Source organism: Streptomyces sp. BL1, assembly GCF_057628045.1.
In genome coordinates, this window is record NZ_JBXYWZ010000002.1 from 3,683,465 (window position 1) to 3,703,717 (window position 20,253).

22 protein-coding genes are annotated in these 20,253 nt (G+C 73.0%); 12 read left to right on the top strand and 10 right to left on the bottom strand.

The window, feature by feature from the left end; all coding sequences use genetic code 11:
• Positions 1-46: 46 nt before the first annotated feature.
• The 3 genes from panC to AC3AGO_RS16250 all read right to left on the bottom strand — a co-directional run bounded on the left by panC (position 47) and on the right by AC3AGO_RS16250 (position 3,302).
• On the bottom strand, positions 47-1,141 hold the full coding sequence (gene panC, locus AC3AGO_RS16240) for a pantoate--beta-alanine ligase (protein ID WP_487820919.1): 1,095 nt from the start codon (positions 1,139-1,141) through the stop codon (positions 47-49).
• The gene (locus AC3AGO_RS16245; protein WP_487820920.1) at positions 1,138-2,067 is read right to left on the bottom strand and encodes a Rossmann-like and DUF2520 domain-containing protein; all 930 of its coding nucleotides are present in this window, start codon (positions 2,065-2,067) and stop codon (positions 1,138-1,140) included. Before AC3AGO_RS16245 ends, panC begins: the two co-directional genes overlap by 4 nt.
• A gap of 227 nt (positions 2,068-2,294) precedes the next feature.
• Complete coding sequence (locus AC3AGO_RS16250; RefSeq protein ID WP_487820921.1) at positions 2,295-3,302, bottom strand: SAM-dependent methyltransferase; 1,008 nt, start codon at positions 3,300-3,302, stop codon at positions 2,295-2,297.
• 236 nt (positions 3,303-3,538) lie between these two features.
• Between AC3AGO_RS16250 and AC3AGO_RS16255 the strand changes: the two genes are divergently transcribed.
• The gene (locus AC3AGO_RS16255; protein ID WP_487820922.1) at positions 3,539-4,771 is read left to right on the top strand and encodes a sensor histidine kinase; all 1,233 of its coding nucleotides are present in this window, start codon (positions 3,539-3,541) and stop codon (positions 4,769-4,771) included.
• Positions 4,772-4,909: 138 nt separating this feature from the next.
• Positions 4,910-5,587, top strand: a complete 678-nt coding sequence (locus tag AC3AGO_RS16260) for a response regulator (RefSeq protein WP_487820923.1) — start codon at positions 4,910-4,912, stop codon at positions 5,585-5,587.
• Positions 5,588-5,670: 83 nt separating this feature from the next.
• Here AC3AGO_RS16260 and AC3AGO_RS16265 read toward each other — a convergent pair whose 3' ends face one another.
• The gene (locus AC3AGO_RS16265) at positions 5,671-6,789 is read right to left on the bottom strand and encodes a DUF5937 family protein (RefSeq protein WP_487820924.1); all 1,119 of its coding nucleotides are present in this window, start codon (positions 6,787-6,789) and stop codon (positions 5,671-5,673) included.
• A 100-nt stretch (positions 6,790-6,889) separates the two neighbouring features.
• Between AC3AGO_RS16265 and AC3AGO_RS16270 the strand changes: the two genes are divergently transcribed.
• Complete coding sequence (locus tag AC3AGO_RS16270) at positions 6,890-7,093, top strand: hypothetical protein (protein WP_487820925.1); 204 nt, start codon at positions 6,890-6,892, stop codon at positions 7,091-7,093.
• Between the two features lie 87 nt (positions 7,094-7,180).
• Here the strand turns inward: AC3AGO_RS16270 and AC3AGO_RS16275 are convergent, their stop codons facing one another.
• Positions 7,181-8,563, bottom strand: a complete 1,383-nt coding sequence (locus AC3AGO_RS16275; RefSeq protein WP_487820926.1) for a PH domain-containing protein — start codon at positions 8,561-8,563, stop codon at positions 7,181-7,183.
• A gap of 10 nt (positions 8,564-8,573) precedes the next feature.
• A complete protein-coding gene (locus AC3AGO_RS16280; RefSeq protein WP_487820927.1) occupies positions 8,574-9,134 on the bottom strand; it encodes a PH domain-containing protein in 561 nt (186 codons plus the stop codon).
• A gap of 71 nt (positions 9,135-9,205) precedes the next feature.
• Between AC3AGO_RS16280 and AC3AGO_RS16285 the strand changes: the two genes are divergently transcribed.
• Positions 9,206-10,360 (top strand): NADH-quinone oxidoreductase subunit D, encoded by a 1,155-nt coding sequence (locus AC3AGO_RS16285; RefSeq protein WP_487820928.1) that lies wholly within the window; start codon positions 9,206-9,208, stop codon positions 10,358-10,360.
• 48 nt (positions 10,361-10,408) lie between these two features.
• Here the strand turns inward: AC3AGO_RS16285 and AC3AGO_RS16290 are convergent, their stop codons facing one another.
• From AC3AGO_RS16290 to AC3AGO_RS16305, 4 genes are all read right to left on the bottom strand, one after another.
• Entirely contained in the window at positions 10,409-11,578 is a 1,170-nt protein-coding gene (locus AC3AGO_RS16290; RefSeq protein ID WP_487820929.1) for a hypothetical protein, read from the bottom strand.
• A gap of 113 nt (positions 11,579-11,691) precedes the next feature.
• Complete coding sequence (locus AC3AGO_RS16295) at positions 11,692-12,663, bottom strand: ABC transporter substrate-binding protein (protein ID WP_487820930.1); 972 nt, start codon at positions 12,661-12,663, stop codon at positions 11,692-11,694.
• A 64-nt stretch (positions 12,664-12,727) separates the two neighbouring features.
• Positions 12,728-13,480: an ABC transporter permease gene (locus AC3AGO_RS16300; RefSeq protein WP_487824680.1), complete on the bottom strand. Its 753-nt coding sequence runs from the start codon at positions 13,478-13,480 to the stop codon at positions 12,728-12,730.
• A gap of 2 nt (positions 13,481-13,482) precedes the next feature.
• The gene (locus AC3AGO_RS16305; RefSeq protein WP_487820931.1) at positions 13,483-14,214 is read right to left on the bottom strand and encodes an ABC transporter permease; all 732 of its coding nucleotides are present in this window, start codon (positions 14,212-14,214) and stop codon (positions 13,483-13,485) included.
• 161 nt (positions 14,215-14,375) lie between these two features.
• Here AC3AGO_RS16305 and AC3AGO_RS16310 point away from each other — a divergent pair, with 161 nt between their 5' ends.
• From AC3AGO_RS16310 to folK, 8 genes are all read left to right on the top strand, one after another.
• Positions 14,376-15,557: an ABC transporter ATP-binding protein gene (locus AC3AGO_RS16310; RefSeq protein ID WP_487820932.1), complete on the top strand. Its 1,182-nt coding sequence runs from the start codon at positions 14,376-14,378 to the stop codon at positions 15,555-15,557.
• A 613-nt stretch (positions 15,558-16,170) separates the two neighbouring features.
• Complete coding sequence (locus AC3AGO_RS16315) at positions 16,171-16,260, top strand: putative leader peptide (RefSeq protein ID WP_487820933.1); 90 nt, start codon at positions 16,171-16,173, stop codon at positions 16,258-16,260.
• A gap of 269 nt (positions 16,261-16,529) precedes the next feature.
• Positions 16,530-17,093 (top strand): cupin domain-containing protein, encoded by a 564-nt coding sequence (locus tag AC3AGO_RS16320; RefSeq protein ID WP_487820934.1) that lies wholly within the window; start codon positions 16,530-16,532, stop codon positions 17,091-17,093.
• A complete protein-coding gene (locus AC3AGO_RS16325) occupies positions 17,090-17,575 on the top strand; it encodes a rhodanese-like domain-containing protein (protein ID WP_487820935.1) in 486 nt (161 codons plus the stop codon). The genes AC3AGO_RS16320 and AC3AGO_RS16325 overlap by 4 nt, the downstream gene beginning before the upstream one ends.
• On the top strand, positions 17,572-18,441 hold the full coding sequence (gene folP, locus AC3AGO_RS16330; RefSeq protein WP_487820936.1) for a dihydropteroate synthase: 870 nt from the start codon (positions 17,572-17,574) through the stop codon (positions 18,439-18,441). The genes AC3AGO_RS16325 and folP overlap by 4 nt, the downstream gene beginning before the upstream one ends.
• Positions 18,438-18,920 carry a nuclear transport factor 2 family protein gene (locus tag AC3AGO_RS16335; protein WP_487820937.1) on the top strand — a complete coding sequence of 161 codons (483 nt, stop codon included), beginning with the start codon at positions 18,438-18,440 and terminating at the stop codon, positions 18,918-18,920. Before folP ends, AC3AGO_RS16335 begins: the two co-directional genes overlap by 4 nt.
• A 374-nt stretch (positions 18,921-19,294) precedes the next feature.
• A complete protein-coding gene (folB, locus tag AC3AGO_RS16340; protein ID WP_487820938.1) occupies positions 19,295-19,654 on the top strand; it encodes a dihydroneopterin aldolase in 360 nt (119 codons plus the stop codon).
• Positions 19,651-20,247, top strand: a complete 597-nt coding sequence (gene folK, locus AC3AGO_RS16345; RefSeq protein WP_487820939.1) for a 2-amino-4-hydroxy-6-hydroxymethyldihydropteridine diphosphokinase — start codon at positions 19,651-19,653, stop codon at positions 20,245-20,247. The genes folB and folK overlap by 4 nt, the downstream gene beginning before the upstream one ends.
• The last annotated feature ends 6 nt before the right edge of the window (positions 20,248-20,253 follow it).

The following is a 20,253-nucleotide window of genomic DNA, read 5'->3' on the forward strand; positions in this document are numbered from 1 at the left end:
TGGCCGTTGACTCCCGTGCCCCGCACCGCTGTTGCCCGGTCCCGGTTCACCGGCCCGGCCCCTCGGAAGGTGCGGGCCCTGCGGAAGGGGCGGTTCCGGGGGCGGTTCCCGCGGAACGGGTGACGTACAGGGGGAGGTTGTCGATGAGGCGGGTCGTTCCGACGCGGGCCGCGACGGCCAGCACCGCCTCGCCCTCGAAGTCGTCCCCCACCTCGGTGAAGTCCGCCGGGTCGATCAGTGCCAGATAGTCCAGCTCCAGCGGCGGCCGGTACCGCCGCGCGTCCGTCAACACCGCCGCGGCGGCGGCCCGTACGGTCTGCCGGCTGCGTGCCACGGCGCTCTCCGCGCCCGCCACCGCGTGCGCGTCGGCCGAGGCGCGCGGCTCCCCCAGCGCGGCCAGCGCCGCCGCGCGGGACGCGCTCGCACGGGACGTCGTCGCCCGCGCCGCGGTGGCCCGCGCGTGCAGCGCGCCCTCCGCGGTGAGCCGGTCCCGCGCCGCGAACAGCGCGCGGGAGAGGGCGAGTGCCGTGGTGCGCTCCTGCTCGGAGAGATAGCGGTTCCTGCTGGAGAGGGCGAGCCCGTCCGGCTCCCGTACCGTCGGCACGCCGACGATCTCCACGGGGAAGTTCAGATCCCGCACCATCCGCTGCACCAGGGCGAGTTGCTGTGCGTCCTTCTGCCCGAAGAAGGACACGTCCGGCGCGGTCAGATGGAGCATCTTCGCGACGACGGTGAGCATCCCGTCGAAGTGCCCGGGGCGCGAGGCCCCTTCGAGCCGCTCGCCCATCGGGCCCGCCGTGACCCGCACTTCGGGCTGCCCGCCCGGATACACCTCGTCGGCGGACGGCGCGAACACCGCGTCCGCGCCAGCCTGTCCGGCGATCCGCAGGTCCGCCTCCAGCGTCCGCGGATAGCGGTCGAGGTCCTCGCCGGGGCCGAACTGCAGCGGGTTCACGAACACGGTGACGACCACCTGCCCGCCGTCGCCCACCCGCGCCCGCGCGGCCCGGACCAGCGCGGCGTGTCCGTCGTGCAGCGCGCCCATCGTCATCACGACGGCCCGCTCCCGGCCGCCGTCGCGGGGCAGCGCCCGCAGCTCGGCGGCCGTATGGGCGAGCCGTATGCCCTCGTCGCCGGTCATCCGCGGCCACCGTCCTCTTCCTCCGCCAGCACCCCGAGCAGGTCCTCGGCGCTCGAAGCCTTCAGCATCCCGCTGTCCAGCGCCCGGTCGGCAGTCGTACGGGCCATCGCCAGATAGCCGGCGACCGCGTGCGGCGCGTGCTTGCGCAGCTCGGTGACGTGCGCCGCCACGGTGCCCGCGTCCCCGCGCGCCACGGGCCCGGTCAGGGCCATGTCGCCGGAGCGCAGCGCGTTGTCGAGGGCGGCGCCGAGGATCGGCCCGAGCATCCGGTCCGGAGCGGAGACGCCGGAGGTGCGCAGCAGCTCCATCGCCTGTGCGACCAGCGTGACCAGGTGGTTCGCGCCCATGGCGATCGCCGCGTGGTACAGCGGGCGGTTCTCCTCGGCGATCCACTCGGGCTCGCCGCCCATCTCGATGACCAGCGCCTCGGCGGCGAGCCTGATCTCCTCCGGCGCGGTGACGCCGAAGGAGCAGCCGGCCAGCCGCTGTACGTCGACGGGGGTGCCGGTGAACGTCATGACGGGGTGCAGCGCCAGCGGCAACGCGCCCGCGCGCAGCGCCGGTTCGAGCACCTGGACGCCGTACCGGCCCGAGGCGTGCGCGACGAGCTGCCCCGGCCGGAAGGCACCCGTCTCCGCCAGCCCCGTGACCAGGCCGGGCAGCGCGTCGTCGGGAACGGTGAGGAGGACGAGGTCGGCGGCCGCCAGCACATCGGGCGGATCGACCAGGGGTACGCCCGGCAGCAGGGCCTCGGCGCGGCGGCGGGAGTCGTCGGAGACGCCGGACGCGGCGACGGGCCGGTGCCCGGCGAGCTGCAGCGCGGCGGCGAGGGCCGGGCCGACGCGGCCCGCCCCGACGACACCGACGCTGAGCCGTGCGGGACGGTCCTCGGCGCGGGCGAACTGTTCGGGATGCTGTGCGTCCACGGAGTGGCTTGCCTTCCGTTTTCCGTTCCGGTCCTGACCCAGGTACCGGACGTACTACAAACCCCGGACCACCCCGGAGCCCGCTCCATGCTAAGCCCACCCCGGTGTGGGCGGCTGGTCCGCCCAGAGGGCGGAACGGGCGGGCACACCGGAACCGCACCCGCGAGATCTGTCCCCCACGCACCCAACGCACGCGCCCCGCGCAATGGCGCGAAGCGCCGAGGCGGTCACCCCCCGAAGGGGGAGTCGCACGCACCGATCCGCTGGACGAGCCACGTAAAGCCGCCGAGCCCCGACGCGTCGACCAACTCCCCCGCCTCCCCGGCAACGCTCAACGCCCGCACGTACGCCACCGGATCGGAAGAAGCCAGCGCCAGCGGCGGCCGCCCCCCGTCCACCCCCAGCACCCGCAACGCCTCCCGCTGCGAAAGCAGCGCGGCGTCACGGTACGGCGCCGCACACGCGTCGAGCGCCACATGCGAGGTCAGGTCACAAGAGCCGTCGGGCACGGCCGGAACCTCGCGCCCCCCGCGGTACCCCGTGAGCGTCCCCCACGGCGGCCGCGCCCCCCGTACGTGCGCGTAGTCCACCGCCACGGCGAGGCCCCGCGACAGCGTTCCGGCCGCGGCCGCCCACGCCGCGTCCCGGGGCCTGCCGATCTCCGCGCGCAGTCCCTCTTCGCGGTCCTCACCGCCCAACGGCCAGTGCCGCGCGAGCCATTCGGCGTCCTCGGCGGGCAGCGGGCCGCCGAGCCGCTCCTCCCCGTCGGCCCGTACGAGCACCTGCCGTACGTCGCCGCCGGGGCCGGTCGCGGCGACGTCGGCCGGCACGTTGTCGAGCCATTCGTTGGCGAACAGGAGGCCGGTCAGTCCGCCGTCCGGCAGTTCGGCGGACCATTCGACGCGGGGGTCGAGCCCGGCGGGCCGCGGCGCCCGCTCCACCCCGTACGGCCGTGTCCGCGCGGCCACTTCGGCGGGCAGGGCGGCCAGTACGCCGGTCAGCAGTTCGCCCCGTCCGGCGCCGACGTCCACGAAGTCCAGTACGGCGGGACGGTCCAGCTGTTCGTCGATGTGCAGCAGCAGCCGTGCGACCGCGCCGGCGAAAAGGGGCGACGCGTGCACGGAGGTGCGGAAGTGCGCGCCGGGCGCCTCCCGTACGAAGAAGCCGTCCGGCCCGTACAGCGCCCGCTCCGCCGCACGGCTCCAGGTCGTCCATTCGCCGTCTGCCGGGTCCATCGTCCGTGCTCTCCTCCGCTCCGGGTCCACCCGGATCACGCTACGTGTGGAGGTCGGCCCTCCACCTTGGGGAGTAGTCGGGGAGCCAGGGATCGGCCGCCCGGTTGACCCCTGCACGTACTCCGCCTCCATACGCTTGGTGATGTGCTGCATCTCCCCGGGGCGGACCCCCGGACCCCCGGCCGGAGCACCGGGTCGCCGCGCCCGCGCGACCCGGCCTCACGAGGTGAAACTCAGTGAACCGTCTCTACGACTTCATCCGCAGGCACCCCGCCTGGGTGGACGCCCTCTGGGCTGTCCTGCTGCTGATGGTGTCGGCGACGTGGTGGATGTCCACCATGGAGGTGGGTCCGCACGGTGAACGCCGCGGACCCGTCGAACAGATCGCGGCCGTTCCGGTCGTGCTCGCCCTGTGTCTCGTCGTCGCGCTGCGCCGCCGCGCGCCGGAGAAGATGCTGCTGCTGGCGGTCGCGGTCGGCCTCGTACAGCTGGTGACCGACGTCGAGTCCAATCCGGCGGACTTCGCCTTCCTGGTGATCATCGCGACGGTGTCGTCCCGCAACACCGCCTGGCCGTCCCGGGTCGCGCTGGCGGGCGGGATCGTCGCTCCCGCCGTCGCGACAGTGCGGTGGCCCGATCCGAACCAGTCGCTGCTCAGCACGGTGTTCGGCTGCATCTTCGTCACGATCCCCTTCGTGCTGGCGTGGGTGCTGGGCGATTCGATGCGCACCCGGCGCGCCTACTACGAGCAGCTGGAGGAGCGGGCGACGCGGCTGGAGCGGGAGCGCGAGGCCCAGTCGAAGATCGCCGCGGCGGCCGAACGCGCCCGTATAGCGCGGGAGCTGCACGACGTCGTGGCGCACAACGTGTCGGTGATGGTGGTGCAGGCCGACGGTGCCGCGTACGTGCTGGACAGTGCGCCGGAGCAGTCGAAGCAGGCGCTGGAGACCATCTCCGGCACCGGGCGGCAGGCGCTCGCCGAGATGCGCCGGCTGCTGGGCGTGCTGCGCAGCGAGGAGGGCACGGACGGGAAGCGCTGCGGCGGGGAGTACGTACCGCAGCCGGGCGTCGAGCAGTTGGCGGATCTGGTGGAGCAGGTGCGCGGTACGGGCGTCGCGGTGGACTTCACCGTGGAGGGCGCACCGGGCCCGCTGCCCAGCAGCGTGGAGCTCACCGCGTACCGCATCGTGCAGGAGGCGCTGACCAACACCCGCAAGCACGGCGGCCCGCACGTCGGCGCGAAGGTGCGGCTGAGCTACGCGGACGACGCGGTCACCGTGCTGGCGGAGGACGACGGGCGGGGCGCGCAGCGCGAACTGTACGAGGAGGGCGGCACGGACCGGCTCGGGCACGGACTGATCGGTATGCGGGAACGTGTGGGCATGGTGGGCGGCAGCCTGGAGGCCGGGCCGCGTCCCGGCGGCGGCTTCCGGATCAGCGCGGTGCTGCCGCTCAAGAGCACCCGCTGACGTACGTGACGGAGCGGCCCGGCAGTCGGAAGTGCGGGCGGCCGGCAGTGCGGGCCGGCGAACGACAGGCCGGCAGGGCCGGCAGATGACAGGGCAACAGGCGACAGGGCCGACAGGCCGGACAGGAACGGAGTCTCCATGACCATCCGCGTGATGCTCGTCGACGACCAGGCGCTGCTGCGCACCGGCTTCCGCATGGTGCTCGCCGCACAGCAGGACATGGAGGTCGTCGCCGAGGCGGGGGACGGCGCGGAGGCACTGGACGTGCTGCGCGCGCGGGAGGTCGACGTGGTGCTGATGGACGTGCGGATGCCGAACGTCGACGGTGTCGAGGCCACCCGCCGCATCTGCGAGGACGGCCAGGGCGGGCCCGGCGATCCGAAGGTGCTCATCCTGACCACCTTCGACCTCGACGAGTACGCCTTCTCCGCGCTGAAGGCGGGTGCGAGCGGCTTCATGCTCAAGGACGTGCCGCCCGGCGACCTGCTGCACGCCATCCGCTCCGTGTACAGCGGCGACGCGGTCGTCGCGCCGTCGACGACACGACGGCTGATCGACCGGTTCTCCGACGTACTGCCCGCGACGGAGCCCGCCCAACTGACGGGCGCGCTGGCGAGACTGACGGAACGTGAGCGGGAAGTGCTGACCCTCATCGCCCAGGGCCTGTCGAACGGTGAGATCGCCGCACAGCTCGTCCTGTCGGAGGCGACCGTGAAGACGCACGTGGGCCGCATTCTGACCAAGCTGGAACTGCGCGACCGCGTGCAGGCGGTGGTGCTCGCGTACGAATCAGGCCTCGTACGGGCCGGCGGCTGACCATCCTGCCGGTGACCGGCTCACCATCCTGCCGACGACCGGTTCACCGTTCTGCCGCGGCAGAACGGTCAGACAGTGGGCCGTCACCGCAGCACTGTCTCCAGGAAGTCGCCGCCGAGCCGGGTGACCGTGTTCAGCTGCAGCTGGTACTGCACGTACCGGCCGCGGCGGCGCGTCGTCAGCAGTCCCGCCTTCTTCAGCACGGACAGATGGCGGGACACCTCGGGCGCCGACAGGCCGTACGTCTCGGCCAGTTCACCGGTCGTGTAGGGGGCGCGGGCCAGACTGCGGCACAGCCGCATGCGCATCGGGTGGGCCAGTGCCTCCATCCGCCGGGTCAGCTCCTCCACGGAGGACGGCGCCGCCAAGTCGGGTGCCGCGACGGGGTAGTGGATGGTGGGGCGCCAGCGCCAACGGTGCAGCACCATCAGGTGCGGCCAGTTGAAGGCGGTCGGTACGAAGGTGAGGCCGGGCCCGCCGGCCGTGTCCGCCGTCGTCGTACGCCCCTCCGTCAGCTTGTCCGCCTCGATCCGCGTGCCGTCCCCGGTCAACGACAGCGCGGGCGAGACGGCCTCCAGGGTGTCGGCGAGTCCCTTGTGCCGCAGCAGCTGCGTCTTGTGCCGTGCGTCGGCGGCCAGTTGGGGCCGTACGCGCTGCCAGGTGTCGCGGAAGAACGCGTCGTCGCAGTCCTCGAACAGGCGGCGGATCCACGTCCGTACGCCCGGCGGGTCGGCCAGCATGCGGCGGGTGAAGTCCTCCTGGACCTGCCCGCGCGCCGCGGCCATGTCCAGGGCGCGCCGCCTCACCCCGGCGTCGGCCAGCGGGGAGGGCGCGTCCGTGCCGTACAGGCTGTGGCAGGTGAACTCCAGCGCGGCGGCGACGAAGTCCTCGTCGCTGAGCCGGTCCACCAGGTCCAGGTCCTCGGTGAGGGTCTCGCCCGGCTGCACGCCGGCGTCCGGGATGCCCGCGAAGCCCATCAGGATGTCGGAGAAGCTGGTGCGCCACAGGAAGTCCGCCTCGCACAGCCGGTCGGCGAAGTCCGGCTTGAAGGAGGCGTTGGTGGCGGTGGCCCAGCCGTGCACGCCCGGGTGGTGTCCGGGCTCGGACAGCGCGTGCAGCGCTGTGCCCAGCTCGGCGAGGGGGGACAGCCGGAAGGCGATCCGCTCCGCGGGCAGTCCCGCGATGTCGACGACGACGCTCATGGCCCCATCCTCCGTGTTCGGCGGGGGTGCCGGGCCGCCGATTGACGCCCGTCGTCAATCGGCGTGCGGGAGGGTGCCGCCGGGCCGCACCGTCGACGGCATGAGCATCTCGCAGCAGTACGCACTTGATGTCCACCGTCTCGCACAGCACGACCTGCCCGCTCCCCCTGCGCCGGGCACCCATGAGGCCCGGGTGCTGCGCGCCCTGTGGGAGGGGCTGCGCTTCCGCCGCCGGCTGCGGAACGCGCCCGCCGCGGCGGACGCCGCCCGCGTCCCCGGCACCCTGGAAACCCCGCACTGCTGACGGCCGTTCAGCCCTCCGGGGCCGCCGTCCGCGTACGGGCCCCGGTCATCCGCGTACGGACTCCGGCCACCCCCGTACGGGCCCCGGTCACGTCAGCCAGCGCTCGGGGCGGGCCGTGCGGCGGCCCGTACGGGAGCGCTCGGCCTGCGCGTCGACCAGCTCGTACGCCTCGCCCACGTCCCGCAGATGTGCGGCCGCCGACCCGTTCGCGCCGTGGTCGACCGTGACCCGGGCCAGCCGCATCCGCCGCGCCCACGCTCCCTGCGTCAGCCGTACGCTCTGCACCTTCGCGTGCGGGACCAGCGTCGTACGGCGGCGCAGCAGCCCCTCGCGGGTGAGGAACACCGCGTCCGTCACCCCGTGTCCGTAGCCCCGCCACCACACCGGGGCACACCAGCGCGCACGCCGGGGCGCGGGACGCAGCATCGCGCACGCCTCGGTGAGTCCGGTGCCGGGCAGCACCCGCGCCAGCACCCGTTCCGCCTCGTCCCAGGACGCGACGGGGATCAGCACGCCCTCCTTCTGCTTGTCCGCCCTGCTCTTGCCGGCCCCGGACCCGGCGACCTCCAGCTCGATCCGCACCCAGCCGCGCCGCCGCCACAGCAGCGGTTCGACCGCCCGTACGGCCTGCACTCTGCCGGGCGGCACGGTGGCGTGCACACGGTCGAGGAGGCCGGAGTCGAGGCGCAGCCCGTCCGGCGACTCGGCGACCGTCCAGTCGTACTCGCGCAGGAACCGGCCGGCGCTGTTCGCCCAGGCGAGTCCGCCGAGCGGCAGCAGGACCGCGAGCGCCGGCCACACGCTGTCCGCGGCGAGATAGATGAACGCGGAGGCCACGACCGCCGCGGCCAGCGCGGGCACGCCGCCGCCGGCCAGCAGCAGGGCGACGGCGAGGGTGCGCGGCGGCACCCGCAGCAGCTCGCGGGACGGCGCCTCCCCGGCGTCCGCCACGGCGTCCGGGGCGATCCCGGCGGCGCGCGCGAGGAGTTCGGCACGGAGCGCGAGGGCCTCGGGCTCGCCGAGGAAGGCCAGTTCGTCCTTGGCCTCGGCGCCGACCACGTCCAGCCGCAGTTTGGCGACGCCCGCAATCCGGGCCAGCAGCGGCCGTCCGATGTCGACGGCCTGGATGCGGTCCAGCCTGATGTGCGCCGTGCGCCGGAAGAACAGGCCCGTACGGATGCGCAGTTCGGTCTCCGTGACCAGATAGCTGGTGCACCACCAGGACAGGAATCCGTACGCGGCGGCCACCGGCAGCAGCACCAGCACCGCCGCCAGCACCCAGCCCGGCGTCAGCTTCTCGAACCAGCTGCGGGTGCGCTCGAAGTCGTGCACGGAGAACGCGAGGAGTGCCGCGACCGGCGCCCACGCACGGCGCCACGGGGTGACCGGGTGCAGCGGCTTGCCCTCGGGACGCTCGGGGAGCAGCCGCCGTACGGACTTCCCCTGCCGGGCCGGCTTCAGATCCGCCATGCCGTACGCCTCACAGTCCGGCCGAGCGGGCCTGGCCCAGCTCGGTCAGCCGGTCGCGGAGCCGCTCGGCCTCGTCGGGGGCGAGCCCGGGGATCGTGGCGTCGGTCGTCGCCGCGGCGGTGTGCAACTGGAGCCGCGCCAGCCCGTACCGCCGCTCCAGCGGGCCCGAGGTGACCTCGACGAGCTGCATCCGTCCGTACGGCACGACGGTCAGCTCCCGCCACAGCACCCCGCGGCTGATGAGCAGGTCGTCGGCGCGCTCCGCGTACCGCCAGGAGCGCCAGTTGCGGGCGAGCGCGCCCCAGCCCCACACGGCGGCCGCCGCCGGCACCAGCGCCCACGCCGCCCAGCCGGGGCCCGCGGTCAGCCCGAGCAGCAGCGCCACGGCGACCGTCGCGGGCAGCAGACAGCACAGCAGCACGAGCCGCCGCATGGGCAGCAGCGCCCGCTCGACTCCGCGCCACCGCGCGCCGGCTCCGGTGTCCGTACTGCCCGCCGTCCCGACGGCCGCACCGCTGTCCGCGTCGCTGTCGTCAGCGCCGCCGTCCGTATCGCCGTGCTCTGTCGCCATACGGCCCAGCCTATGGGCGCCCTGTGACACTCCGTATCAACCTCAGGAACGAAGCTGCGAGACTAAGGGCCATGAGTCAGACGGAGACCACGGTCGGCATCGGCGGTGCGGCCGAGAGCACCGACATGGTGCTCAACATCGGCCCACAGCACCCTTCGACGCACGGCGTGCTGCGGCTGCGCCTGGTGCTGGACGGTGAGCGCATCAGCGAGGCCGAACCGGTCATCGGCTACATGCACCGGGGCGCGGAGAAGCTCTTCGAGGCCCGCGACTACCGGCAGATCATCGTGCTCGCCAACCGGCACGACTGGCTCTCCGCCTTCTCCAGCGAACTCGGTGTGGTGCTGGCGGTCGAGCGGATGCTCGGCATGGAGGTGCCGGAGCGCGCCGTGTGGACGCGGACGCTGCTGGCGGAGCTGAACCGGGTGCTCAACCACCTGATGTTCCTCGGCTCGTATCCGCTCGAACTGGGCGCGATCACCCCGATGTTCTACGCCTTCACCGAACGCGAGGGCCTCCAGCACGTCATGGAGGAGATCTCCGGCGGGCGGATGCACTACATGTTCAACCGCGTCGGCGGCCTCAAGGAGGACCTGCCCGCAGGCTGGCTCGGCCGGGCCCGGCAGGCGGTCGCGGCCGTACGGGCGCGGATGGACACCTTCGACAAGCTGGTGCTCGGCAACGAGATCTTCCGCGGCCGCACCCGCGGCGTCGGCGTGCTGTCACCGGAGACGGTGCACGCGTACGGCGTGAGCGGGCCGATCGCGCGCGGCTCGGGCGTCGACTTCGATCTGCGGCGCGACGAGCCGTACTTGGCGTACGGGGAGCCCGGACTGCGGGACAGGCTGAAGGTCGTCACCCGCGAGGAGGGCGACTGCCTGGCGCGCTTCGAGGTGCTGCTGGCGCAGACGTACAACTCGCTGGACCTGGCCGACGCCTGCCTGGACCGGATGGCCGAACTGCCGCCGGGGCCGGTCAACCAGCGGCTGCCGAAGGTGCTGAAGGCGCCCGAGGGCACCACGTACGCCTGGACGGAGAACCCGCTCGGGCTGAACGGCTACTACCTGGTGTCCAAGGGCGAAAAGACGCCGTACCGGATGAAGCTGCGCTCCGCGTCGTTCAACAACATCCAGGCGCTGACCCAGCTGCTGCCGGGGACGCTGGTCGCCGACATGGTCGCGATTCTCGGCTCGTTCTTCTTCGTCGTCGGCGACATCGACAAGTAGGCCGGCGCCGGCGAGCGGCCGCCGGCGCCAAGTGGCCTGCGGGGGCGCTCAGATGGCGCTGCGCAGCTCCGTGATGTCCAGGTCCGCGTCGTCGGATCCGGTGTCGGGATCGGACGTGCCGGACTCGGGGGTGCCGGACTCGGCGGTGCCCGAACCGGCCGTGGCCCCGGTCCCGGACGCGCCGGTCCCGAGCGCCGTACGGGCCGCCGCGCTCGGCGGCAGGGTGGGCTGGCTCGCGGGGGCCCGGCCGGAGCCGTCCTCCCCGTCGGCCGGGCCACCCTGCTGCGCGCCACCGCGCGCCGCACGGGGGCCCTTGTCGCCGAGCGGTGTGGGAACGGCGGGGCGGCGGCGCCGGCCGCGCGGCGCCTCTGCCGTGTCCGGGGCGCCCGCCGCCGTGTCCGGGGCGCCCTTGCCGAAGAAGTCGAACGTCTCGGCCGCGCCCTCCCGGCCCGTGTCCGGTGCGGCGGCGGCTCCCCAGCCGGCACCGCCCTTCTCCCGGGCGGCGTCGTCCTGACGGCTCCGCTCCCGCTCGAAGCCGCGCGCCGGTACGACGGCCGAGGCGGGCTTGCGGGTGTCGGGCTCCGCGACGGGCCGCTCCCGCTCGGCGCGCTCCCGCTGCTTGATGGCGTTCCGTACGAGGTTCCGCAGCGCGTCGCGCGCCTGCAGATAGGTGAGCGCCGACGGAGCACCCGAGGCGTCACGGTGGTCGGTGGTCCCGGCGGTGAGCGCCTTCGACGGCTCGGCCGCCTCCAGCTCCAGCTGCCGCCGGCCCTCCAGGGCGCTCGCCAGATCGGCCTCGGCGTGCGCGTAACGCCGCAGCAGGTCCGCGTGTTCGGACCGCAGCCGGGCCAGCTCGGTGCGCTTGGCCCGCAGCTGGGTCTCCGCGCGGGTACGTGCCTCGCGCGCCTGCTCCGCCTCGTCCTCCAGCTCGGCCTGCCGCTCCTCGGCGCGCCAGTCGGCGCTGGCCTGCCGGGCCTTCAGCTCGCCCACGCGCTTGCCGGCCACCCGGTCCCAGCGCCGCGCCTGCACCGAGCCGGTCACGGCGGCGACGGCGGCAGCGGCACACAGGCCGCGCAGCGTCACGGTCGCGGGGTCGCCGATGCCCGGTTCGCCCACCAGCCATGAGCCGCAGGCGCACGCCAGCGCGACGGCGGCGACCGCGACGGGGGGCAGGAGCCGGTGCAGGGGCTGCGAATGGCGGTGACGTCCACGTGGCATGGCCTGAAATTTACCGTGCGTGCCGTCCCGGCGAACACCGGACAGGGGCATCGTTATCCCCTCACAACCCGGCGTGTGCACGGGTCCCGTCCGTCATCGGACCAACTGACCGCTCAGAGCAGGTTCTTGGACTTGAGGTACTCGGCCGCCACGTCCTTCGGCTTCTGCCGCTCGGAATCGACCTTACGGTTCAGATCCGCCAAGTCCTGTGTTGTCAGCACCCGGGTCAGCTTGTCCAAGGCGTCCGAAACGCTCTTCCCACCGGCCTGCTTGGCGTTGACGACGGGCAGGACGTTGTCGGCGTTCTGCAGCCCCTTGTCGTCCTCCAGCAGCGTCAGACCGAAGTCGTCGAGCGTGGCGTCGGTCGTCGTGGTCAGCACCATCTGGTCGGCGCCGCTCTTCACGGCCTGCTTGGACTGCGTGGTGCCGACGCCCTTCGGGTCCACACCGGTGACGTCGATCGCGTACGTCTTCTCCAGACCCGGCCGGCAGAACGGGCGCTCCTCGCACTCGTCACCCGCCGCGAGCTTCACCTTCTGGCCCGAATTGCCCAGATCCGTCAGGCTCTTGAGCTTGTGCTTCTTCGCGAAGCCCTTGCTGACCGCGAAGGCGTTCTGGTCGACGGCCTTGCCGGCCTCCAGCACCTTCAGCCCGCGCGGTCCGGCCAGCTTCTCCAGCGCGGTCACGGTCGTCTCCACATCGTTGGAGGCGACGGGCTTCGCCTTGGGGCCGTTCTTCTTCGCGTTGAGGAACTCGGCGAGCGTCGCCGCGTACTCCGGGACGACGTCGATCTGGCCCTTCTCCAGGGCCGGTTCGTACAGCTCGCGGTTGTTCATCTTCTGGACCTTGGCGCTGTAACCGGCCTTGGCGAGCAGCTTCGCGTACATCTCGGACATGATCTGCGACTCGGTGAACCCGGCCGAGCCGACCACCAGCTTCCCCTTGGAGCCGCCGTCCGCCGCACCGCCGCCCTGCTCCTCCAGGCTGCCGCCGCCGCACGCGCCCAGCGCCACGGTCAGCGCCGCGGCCGCACCGACAGCCGTCATGGCGCGGGACATTCGCACGGTGCGTACGGACTCGTTCATGCGGGCCACCATTCGTCAGGTCGTCAGCTGTCAGATTCGGACTGTGGGGACGTCCGGCCGCCGGTCAGGCCGTCGAGTGAGCGGGAGTCACCTTGTCATCGATCCGGGGCTCGCCGATACGGGGCGGTCCGCCGCCGGCCCCCGCCCCCGTACGCCGCCGGCGCATCGGGTCCAGCAGCCGCTCCGCGGCCACCAGCACCCCTTCCACCAGCAGCGCCAGCACCGCGACGAGGACAGCGCCGGCCACCACCTGCGCGGTGTCGTACGTGTTGAAGCCCGCCGTGATCAGCCGGCCCAGCCCGCCGCCGCCCGGCAGGGCCGCGAGCGTCGCGGTCGCCACCACCTGCACGGCCGCCGAACGCACACCGGTCATCACCATGCCGAAGGCGAGCGGCAGTTCGACCCGGAACAGCAGCTGCCCGCCGGACATCCCCATCCCGCGCGCGGCCTCCACCACATCGCGGTCGGCCTCGCGCATGCCGACGTACGCGTTCGTCAGCAGGGGCGGCACGGCGAAGAGCACCAGCGCGATGACGGTCGGCCAGTCCCCCTCCGTACCCAGCGGGCTGAGCGTGAGCAGCACCAGCACCGCGAACGTCGGCACCGCGCGCCCCACGTTGGACAGATTCACCGCGAGCGCGCCGCCCCGCCCGATGTGCCCGAGCCACAGGGCGACCGGCAGCGCGATCACGCAGGCGATGCCCAGACAGACACCCGTCAGATAGACGTGCTGCCCCAGCCGGAACCAGACGCCGTTGCCGCCCTCCCAGTTCGAAGCGGTGCTCAACCACGTCCAGACGTCCCCGAACACGCCCATGCTCACGCCGCCTTCCGTACGCGGAGCGACCGCAGCCGGGCACGCCCCGCACCCCGCTGCCGCGCCCACGGGGTGAGCGCCCGCTGCAGGGCCAGCAGCAGCAGATCGGCCACCACCGCCAGCACCACACAGATCACCGACGCCGTCAGCACCTGCGCCTTGAAGAGCGTCTCCATGCCCTCGTAGATGAGATTGCCGAGCCCGCCGAAACCGACGATGGCGCCCACCGTCGTGAGCGACACGGCGGACACCGTGGCGATCCGCACGCCGGCCATCAACGCGGGCAGCGCCAACGGCAGTTCGACCTCGAAGAGCAGCCGCATCGGTCCGTACCCGAGCCCGCGGGCCGCCTCCCGCGCCTCCTCGGGAACGGAGTCCAGACCGGCCAGTATGTTCCGCACGAGGACGGTCAGCGAATACAGCACCAGGCCCGTCACGACCACGGCGGCCGAGACGCCGAAGACCGGCAGCAGCAGCGCGAACATGGCCAGCGAGGGCACCGTGTACAGCACGGTCGTGAGCCCCAGCACCGGGCCCGCGGCGGCACGCCAGCGGCGCGCCGTGAGCGCGAGCGGGAACGCCACCAGCAGCGCGATGACGATCGCGGCGACCGTGATCCAGATGTGCTGGCCCGTCGCCGACACCAGCTCGCCGCTGCGGCTGCGCACGTACTCACCGCAGATCCAGTCGTTCGCGGTGAGACAGTCCTGCCCGGTCAGCCCGGGTCGGGCCATGCCGCTCACCTCCCCGTACCGGTCACGCGCGGTCAACTCCGGTGACCATACCGCCCGCTACCGACAACCGGCCGGGAGTGCCACACTCCCGCAACACACCCTTCATGCCGTGCACGCCCGATTGGCCGGACAGCCGCGCGCAGGGAGAGAAGAATGGACCCATGATCCGCTTCGAGAACGTCAGCAAGCGATACCCGGACGGCACCAACGCGGTGGACGGCCTCTCCTTCGAGGTGGCCGACGGCGAACTCGTCACCCTCGTCGGCCCGTCCGGCTGCGGCAAGACGACCACCATGAAGATGGTCAACCGCCTCATCGAGCCGACGTCCGGACGGATCCTGCTCGAAGGCCGGGACATCGCTTCGGTAGACCCCGTCGAGCTGCGCCGCCAAATCGGCTACGTCATCCAGCAGGTGGGCCTGTTCCCCCACAAGACGGTGCTGGAGAACACCGCGACGGTGCCGCACCTGCTCGGCTGGCCGAAGGCCAAGCGCCGCGAACGCGCCGCCGAACTCCTCGACCTCGTCGGCCTCGACCCCTCCCTGCACGGCGACCGCTACCCCGACCAGCTCAGCGGCGGACAGCGGCAACGCGTCGGCGTGGCCCGCGCGCTGGCCGCCGACCCGCCCGTCCTGCTGATGGACGAACCGTTCGGCGCGGTCGACCCCGTGGTCCGCGAACACCTGCAGAACGAATTCCTCAAGCTCCAGTCCTCGCTCCACAAGACGGTCCTGTTCGTCACCCACGACATCGAGGAAGCGGTCCGTCTCGGGGACCGCATCGCCGTCTACGGAGAGGGCCGCATCGAGCAGTTCGACCCGCCGGCGAAGGTGCTGGGCGCCCCCGCCACCCCGTACGTCGCCGACTTCGTCGGAGCGGACCGCGGCCTCAAGCGGCTCTCCGTCACACCCGTCGAGCACGCCGACCTCGAACAGCCGCCCGTCGTCCACCTCGACGACCGGCTCACCGAAGCGGACGCCAGACTCCGCGAGCAGGACGCGCACTGGGCCGTCGTCCTCGACGACGCGGAAGACCTGCACGGCTGGGTCTCCGCCGACGCGCTCGCCGAGGACGGCACCCCGGCCGCGGACGGCACCGTACGGTCCGTCGCCCGCCGCATGGAGGCGTGGCTCCCGCTGGGCGCGCCGCTCAAGCAGGCGTTCAGCACGATGCTGCAGCACGACGCGGGGTGGATCGCGGTGATCGACGAGGAGGCGGAGGGCCACTTCCTCGGCGTCCTCACCCCCTCCCGGCTCCACGAGGCGCTGCGCCGCTCCATCGACGCCGACGCCCGAGACCTCCCCCGAGACCAAGTAACCCTCACCACAATCCCCACCCCCTGACAAAACGCGCGACGTCCCACCGAGGTGTGGGCAGACGGTCCGCCAAGGGCCGGCTACGTCGGATGTGCGGCCCCGCCGCGCGGGACGGGCACACCCCCCACCGAGGTGTGGGCAGCTGGTCCGCCCAAGGGGCGGAACGGGTGGGCACACCGGACCGCACCCGCGAGGCCTGTCCCCACGCACGCAACGCACGCGCCCCGATGAGGGGTTGGCCCCAGACCCGCCCCTACCCGTTTCTTCCGGGGCAGCCGCCCCGGCCCCCACCGCGCGCCGCGCGAAAGAACGGGGGCTGCCGCCCCTGACCCCGCCCCAGGCGGGAAAGGAGGAACCGAGGGCTCCGCCCCACACCCCCGCTGCGCGCACAAAACCCGGGGACACGCCCGCCCCCGATAGGACACGAGGAGAGGCCAGGCCGCCGCCCCGCCCCCGCTCCGCGCGAAACCGGAGGGCTGCCGCCCCAGGCCCCGCCCCGGGCGGAAAAAGAGGAACCGGGGGCCACACCCCCGGGGCGAGGAAAGGAGGAACCGGGGGCTCCGCCCCCACCCGTGGAGGCCCGCCCCGCCAGGGGCACCCCGCATTGACCCCACCCCCCACCCGGTGCTCTACTCCCCGCATGCGCACGCACGCACCGACCCCGTTCTGGCGGAGGGTCCATCTGGACCTCGTCCGCTACGCGGGCTGCGTGTGTCAGCCGTCCCGCTGATCAAGCGAGCAAGCGCCCCCGCGAGAAGCGAGCGACCGCGCGCCGGGCCCGTGAGACGGAAGCCGTGAGGCGGAAACCGTGAGGCGGAAGCCGTGAGGCGGAAGCCGTAATGCGGCACCGCGAACACCCCCGCACACGGCCCCCGTACACGGCCCCACGTACACGAACACGTACGACACGGACAACACGTACGACACGTACGCCCCCGCGCCCGCCGTTCTCGCCCCACCCCCGGCCGCCAGGCCGACCCGCTTCAGGACGGCACACCCATGACTCAGGCATCCGCATTCCGCACCCCCACACGCCTGCGCACTCCCGGCAGCACGACCGAGACCCGCGAAACCCCCACAGAGGCGGACCTGTTCGCCTTCGTACGCCGCGCCGCCGCCGACACCGCCCTCGTGTCCTCCCTCCCGCTCGACCCCGAGGACCGCACGTGGCTGCGGCTCGAAGGGCCCGGCGGCAGTGAGGCCTGGCTCATCGGCTGGCCGCCCGGCACCGGCACGGGCTGGCACGATCACGGGGGCTCGCACGGCGCGTTCACCGCGGCCGGCGGCGAGCTCACGGAGCTGTCCCTCGCCGCACGCCTCCCCACCGAGGGCTGGCGGACCCTGGAACTGGCCGACGGAGTCGACCGGGAGCGCCGGCTCACGGCGGGCCGCGGCCGCGCGTTCGGCCCGCACCATGTGCACGAGGTACTGAACCGCTCGCCCCACGAGCACGCCGTGTCCGTGCACGCCTACTACCCGCCGCTCCCCCTGATGCGCCGCTACAGCCGTACCGGCTCCACGCTGCGCCTGGAGCAGATCGAACGCCCCGGAGAGTGGGAATGACCCGCGACCACAAGCCCGAGCCCGACGCCCCAGCCACCGAGCCCGCGCCAGGGCCCGAGCCCGGGCCCGCCGGCCACGAAGACGACACCCCCGCGTCCCGTGTCGACGCCCTCCTCGCGGAGTCCCGTACGCACCTCGCCCGGGTCGCCCCCGGCGAGGCCGCCCGCGCCCAGCGGGACGGCGCGCTGCTCGTCGACATCCGGTACGCCGCGCTGCGCGAGCAGGACGGCACCATCCCGGGCGCCCTGATCGTCGAGCGCAACGAGCTCGAATGGCGCCTCGACCCGAGCTGTCCGCACCGCGCACCGGAGGCCACCCGCACCGGCCTGCCGGTGATCGTGGTCTGCAACGAGGGCTACGCGTCCAGCCTCGCGGCCCGCTCCCTCCAGCAGCTCGGCCTCTCGCAGGTCACCGACCTGGACGGCGGCTTCCAGGCCTGGCGCGCGGCGGGACTTCCCGTCACCTCTACGCTGGACGCATGAACGCTACGCGTGGCCAGGTAGCCGGACTTCCCGAGTGGGACCGATGCGCCGTGATGGGAGTCGTGAACGTCACCCCGGACTCCTTCTCGGACGGCGGCAAGTGGTTCGACACCCAGGCCGCGGTGAAGCACGGGCTCGAACTCGTCGCCGAGGGCGCGGATCTCATCGACGTCGGCGGCGAGTCGACCCGCCCCGGCGCACCCCGTGTCGACGAGGACGAGGAGCTGCGCCGGGTCCTGCCGGTCGTACGGGAGCTCGCCGCCGAGGGCGTGGTGGTCAGCGTCGACACGATGCGGTCCGCCGTCGCCGAACAGGCGCTGGCCGCGGGCGCGGTGCTGGTCAACGACGTCAGCGGCGGCCGCGCCGACCCGGCGATGATCCCGACCGTGGCCGAGTCGGGGGCTCCGTTTGTGGTGATGCACTGGCGCGGCCAGAGCGCCGACATGAACGACCGGGCGGTGTACCGGGACGTCGTGGGCGAGGTCACCGACGAGCTGAAGGCCGCACTGGACCGCGCCGTCGAGGGCGGTATCGCGCCGGAACGCATCGTCGCCGACCCGGGCCTGGGCTTCGCCAAGCAGGCGGAGCACGATCTGGCGCTGGTCGCGGCGACCGGCAGACTCCGCGCCGAACTGGGCCTTCCGCTGCTGGTCGCCGCCTCCCGCAAGCGGTTCCTCGGCCGGGTGCTGGCCGACACCGAGGGCGCGGCCCCGCCGCCGGCCCGCGAGCGGGACGCGGCGACGGCCGCGGTCACCGCGCTGGCCGCGCAGGCCGGCGCCTGGGCGGTGCGGGTGCACGAAGTGAGCGCGAGCGCCGACGCCGTACGGGTCGCGCGGGCGGTCGAAGGCGCGGGGCGCCCGCAGTGAGCGGCGCGCACACCGACATCGAGGCGGTCGAGACCGCCAACACCGCGCTGTACGAGGCGGTCGAGCAGGGCGACATCGACGCGCTCGGCGCCCTGTGGCTGGACGGTGAGGACAGCGAGGACGTCAGCGTCATCCACCCGGGCTGGCCCGTACTGACGGGCCGCGGCGAGGTGCTCCGCTCGTACGCGCTGATCATGGCGAACACCGACTATGTGCAGTTCTTCCTCACCGATGTGGAGATCTCCGTCTTCGGCGACACCGCGCTGGTCACCTGCACGGAGAACATCCTCAGCGGCGGCCCCGCCGAGGACGACGGCTCCGCGGGCCCGCTGGTGGGCGGGCTGGTCGTGGCGACCAACGTGTTCCGCCGCGGCGACGACGGCCTGTGGAAGGTGTGGTCGCACCACGGCTCCCCCGTGCTGGTCGAGAGCGAGGACGAGGACGGCAGCGAGACCGACGAGGGCGACATCGAACTCTGAGCCACGCGTCCAGTGCTCCAGCCATCCACCCGGTGACTGAGCTGTCCATCCAATGACTGAGCTGTCTATCCAATGAACATGGTCAATCGCGTTCGGAAATGGTCAGCAACCCGCCCCGGATGACACTCATTCGGGCCATGTCACAGGGAATGCGAGAGTGGCGCGGGGCGGTTTCGGGTAAGCGGCGGCGCGAGCCGCGGGACAGCGCTGGGCACGGCTGTCCACGGCCCCCCGAGGGGGAAAGCGGGCCGCGTTCGCAGGTAGATTCGATCCGGCAGCACGCCTGTACGGCGTGCTGCATCCGTACGACCGCGGACCGGACGCCCGGCCGAGGACAGACCGATCGACCAGGACCGACGACGGGAGTGATACGCGTGGACCGTGTCGCGTTGCACGGCTTGCAGGCCCGCGGGCATCACGGCGTGTTCGAGCGGGAACGCGAGGAGGGCCAGACGTTCCTGGTGGACGTCGACATGGGCCTCGACACCAGGCCCGCAGCCGATGGTGACGACCTCGAACGGACCGTGCACTACGGCGTCGTGGCGGAGGAGATCGTCGCGGTCATCCAGGGCGAGCCGGTCGACCTGATCGAGACCCTCGCGCAGCGGATCGCCGACGTCTGCCTCGCCCACAAGGCCGTCCAGGAGGTCGAGGTCGTCGTCCACAAACCGGACGCCCCGATCGCCGTCCCCTTTGCCGACGTGACCATCACTATCCAGCGGAGCCGCGCATGACGCCGAACAGTGACCCGACCGTACAGCCGGTGCCCGCTTCGGTGGTGCACCAGGTCGATGCGGCCGATTCGACTCTGCACAACCCGAAATTCGCCGTGCTCGCGCTCGGCAGCAATCTCGGTGACCGGCTGGAGAAGCTGCAGAGCGCCGTCGACGCGCTCGCCGACACCCCCGGCCTGAAGGTCAAGGCCGTCTCGCCGGTGTACGAGACGGAGCCGTGGGGCGTCGACCCCGGCAGCCAGCCCGCGTACTTCAACGCCGTCGTGATCGTGAAGACCACCCTGCCGCCGGGCTCGCTGCTCGAACGCGGGCACGCGATCGAGGAGGCGCTGGAGCGGGTGCGGGAGGAGCGCTGGGGTCCGCGCACCATCGACGTCGACATCGTCTCCTATCAGGGCGTCATCTCCGACGACCCGTCGCTGACCCTGCCGCATCCGCGGGTGCACGAGCGGGCGTTCGTGCTGGCGCCGTGGCACGACGTGGACCCCGGCGCCGAGGTGCCCGGGCACGGCAGCGTGGCCGGTCTGCTGGAGACGGTCGGCCGGGAGGGCGTCGTGGCCCGCGCGGACGCGGAACTCAGTCCGCCCGAATAGTCGTTG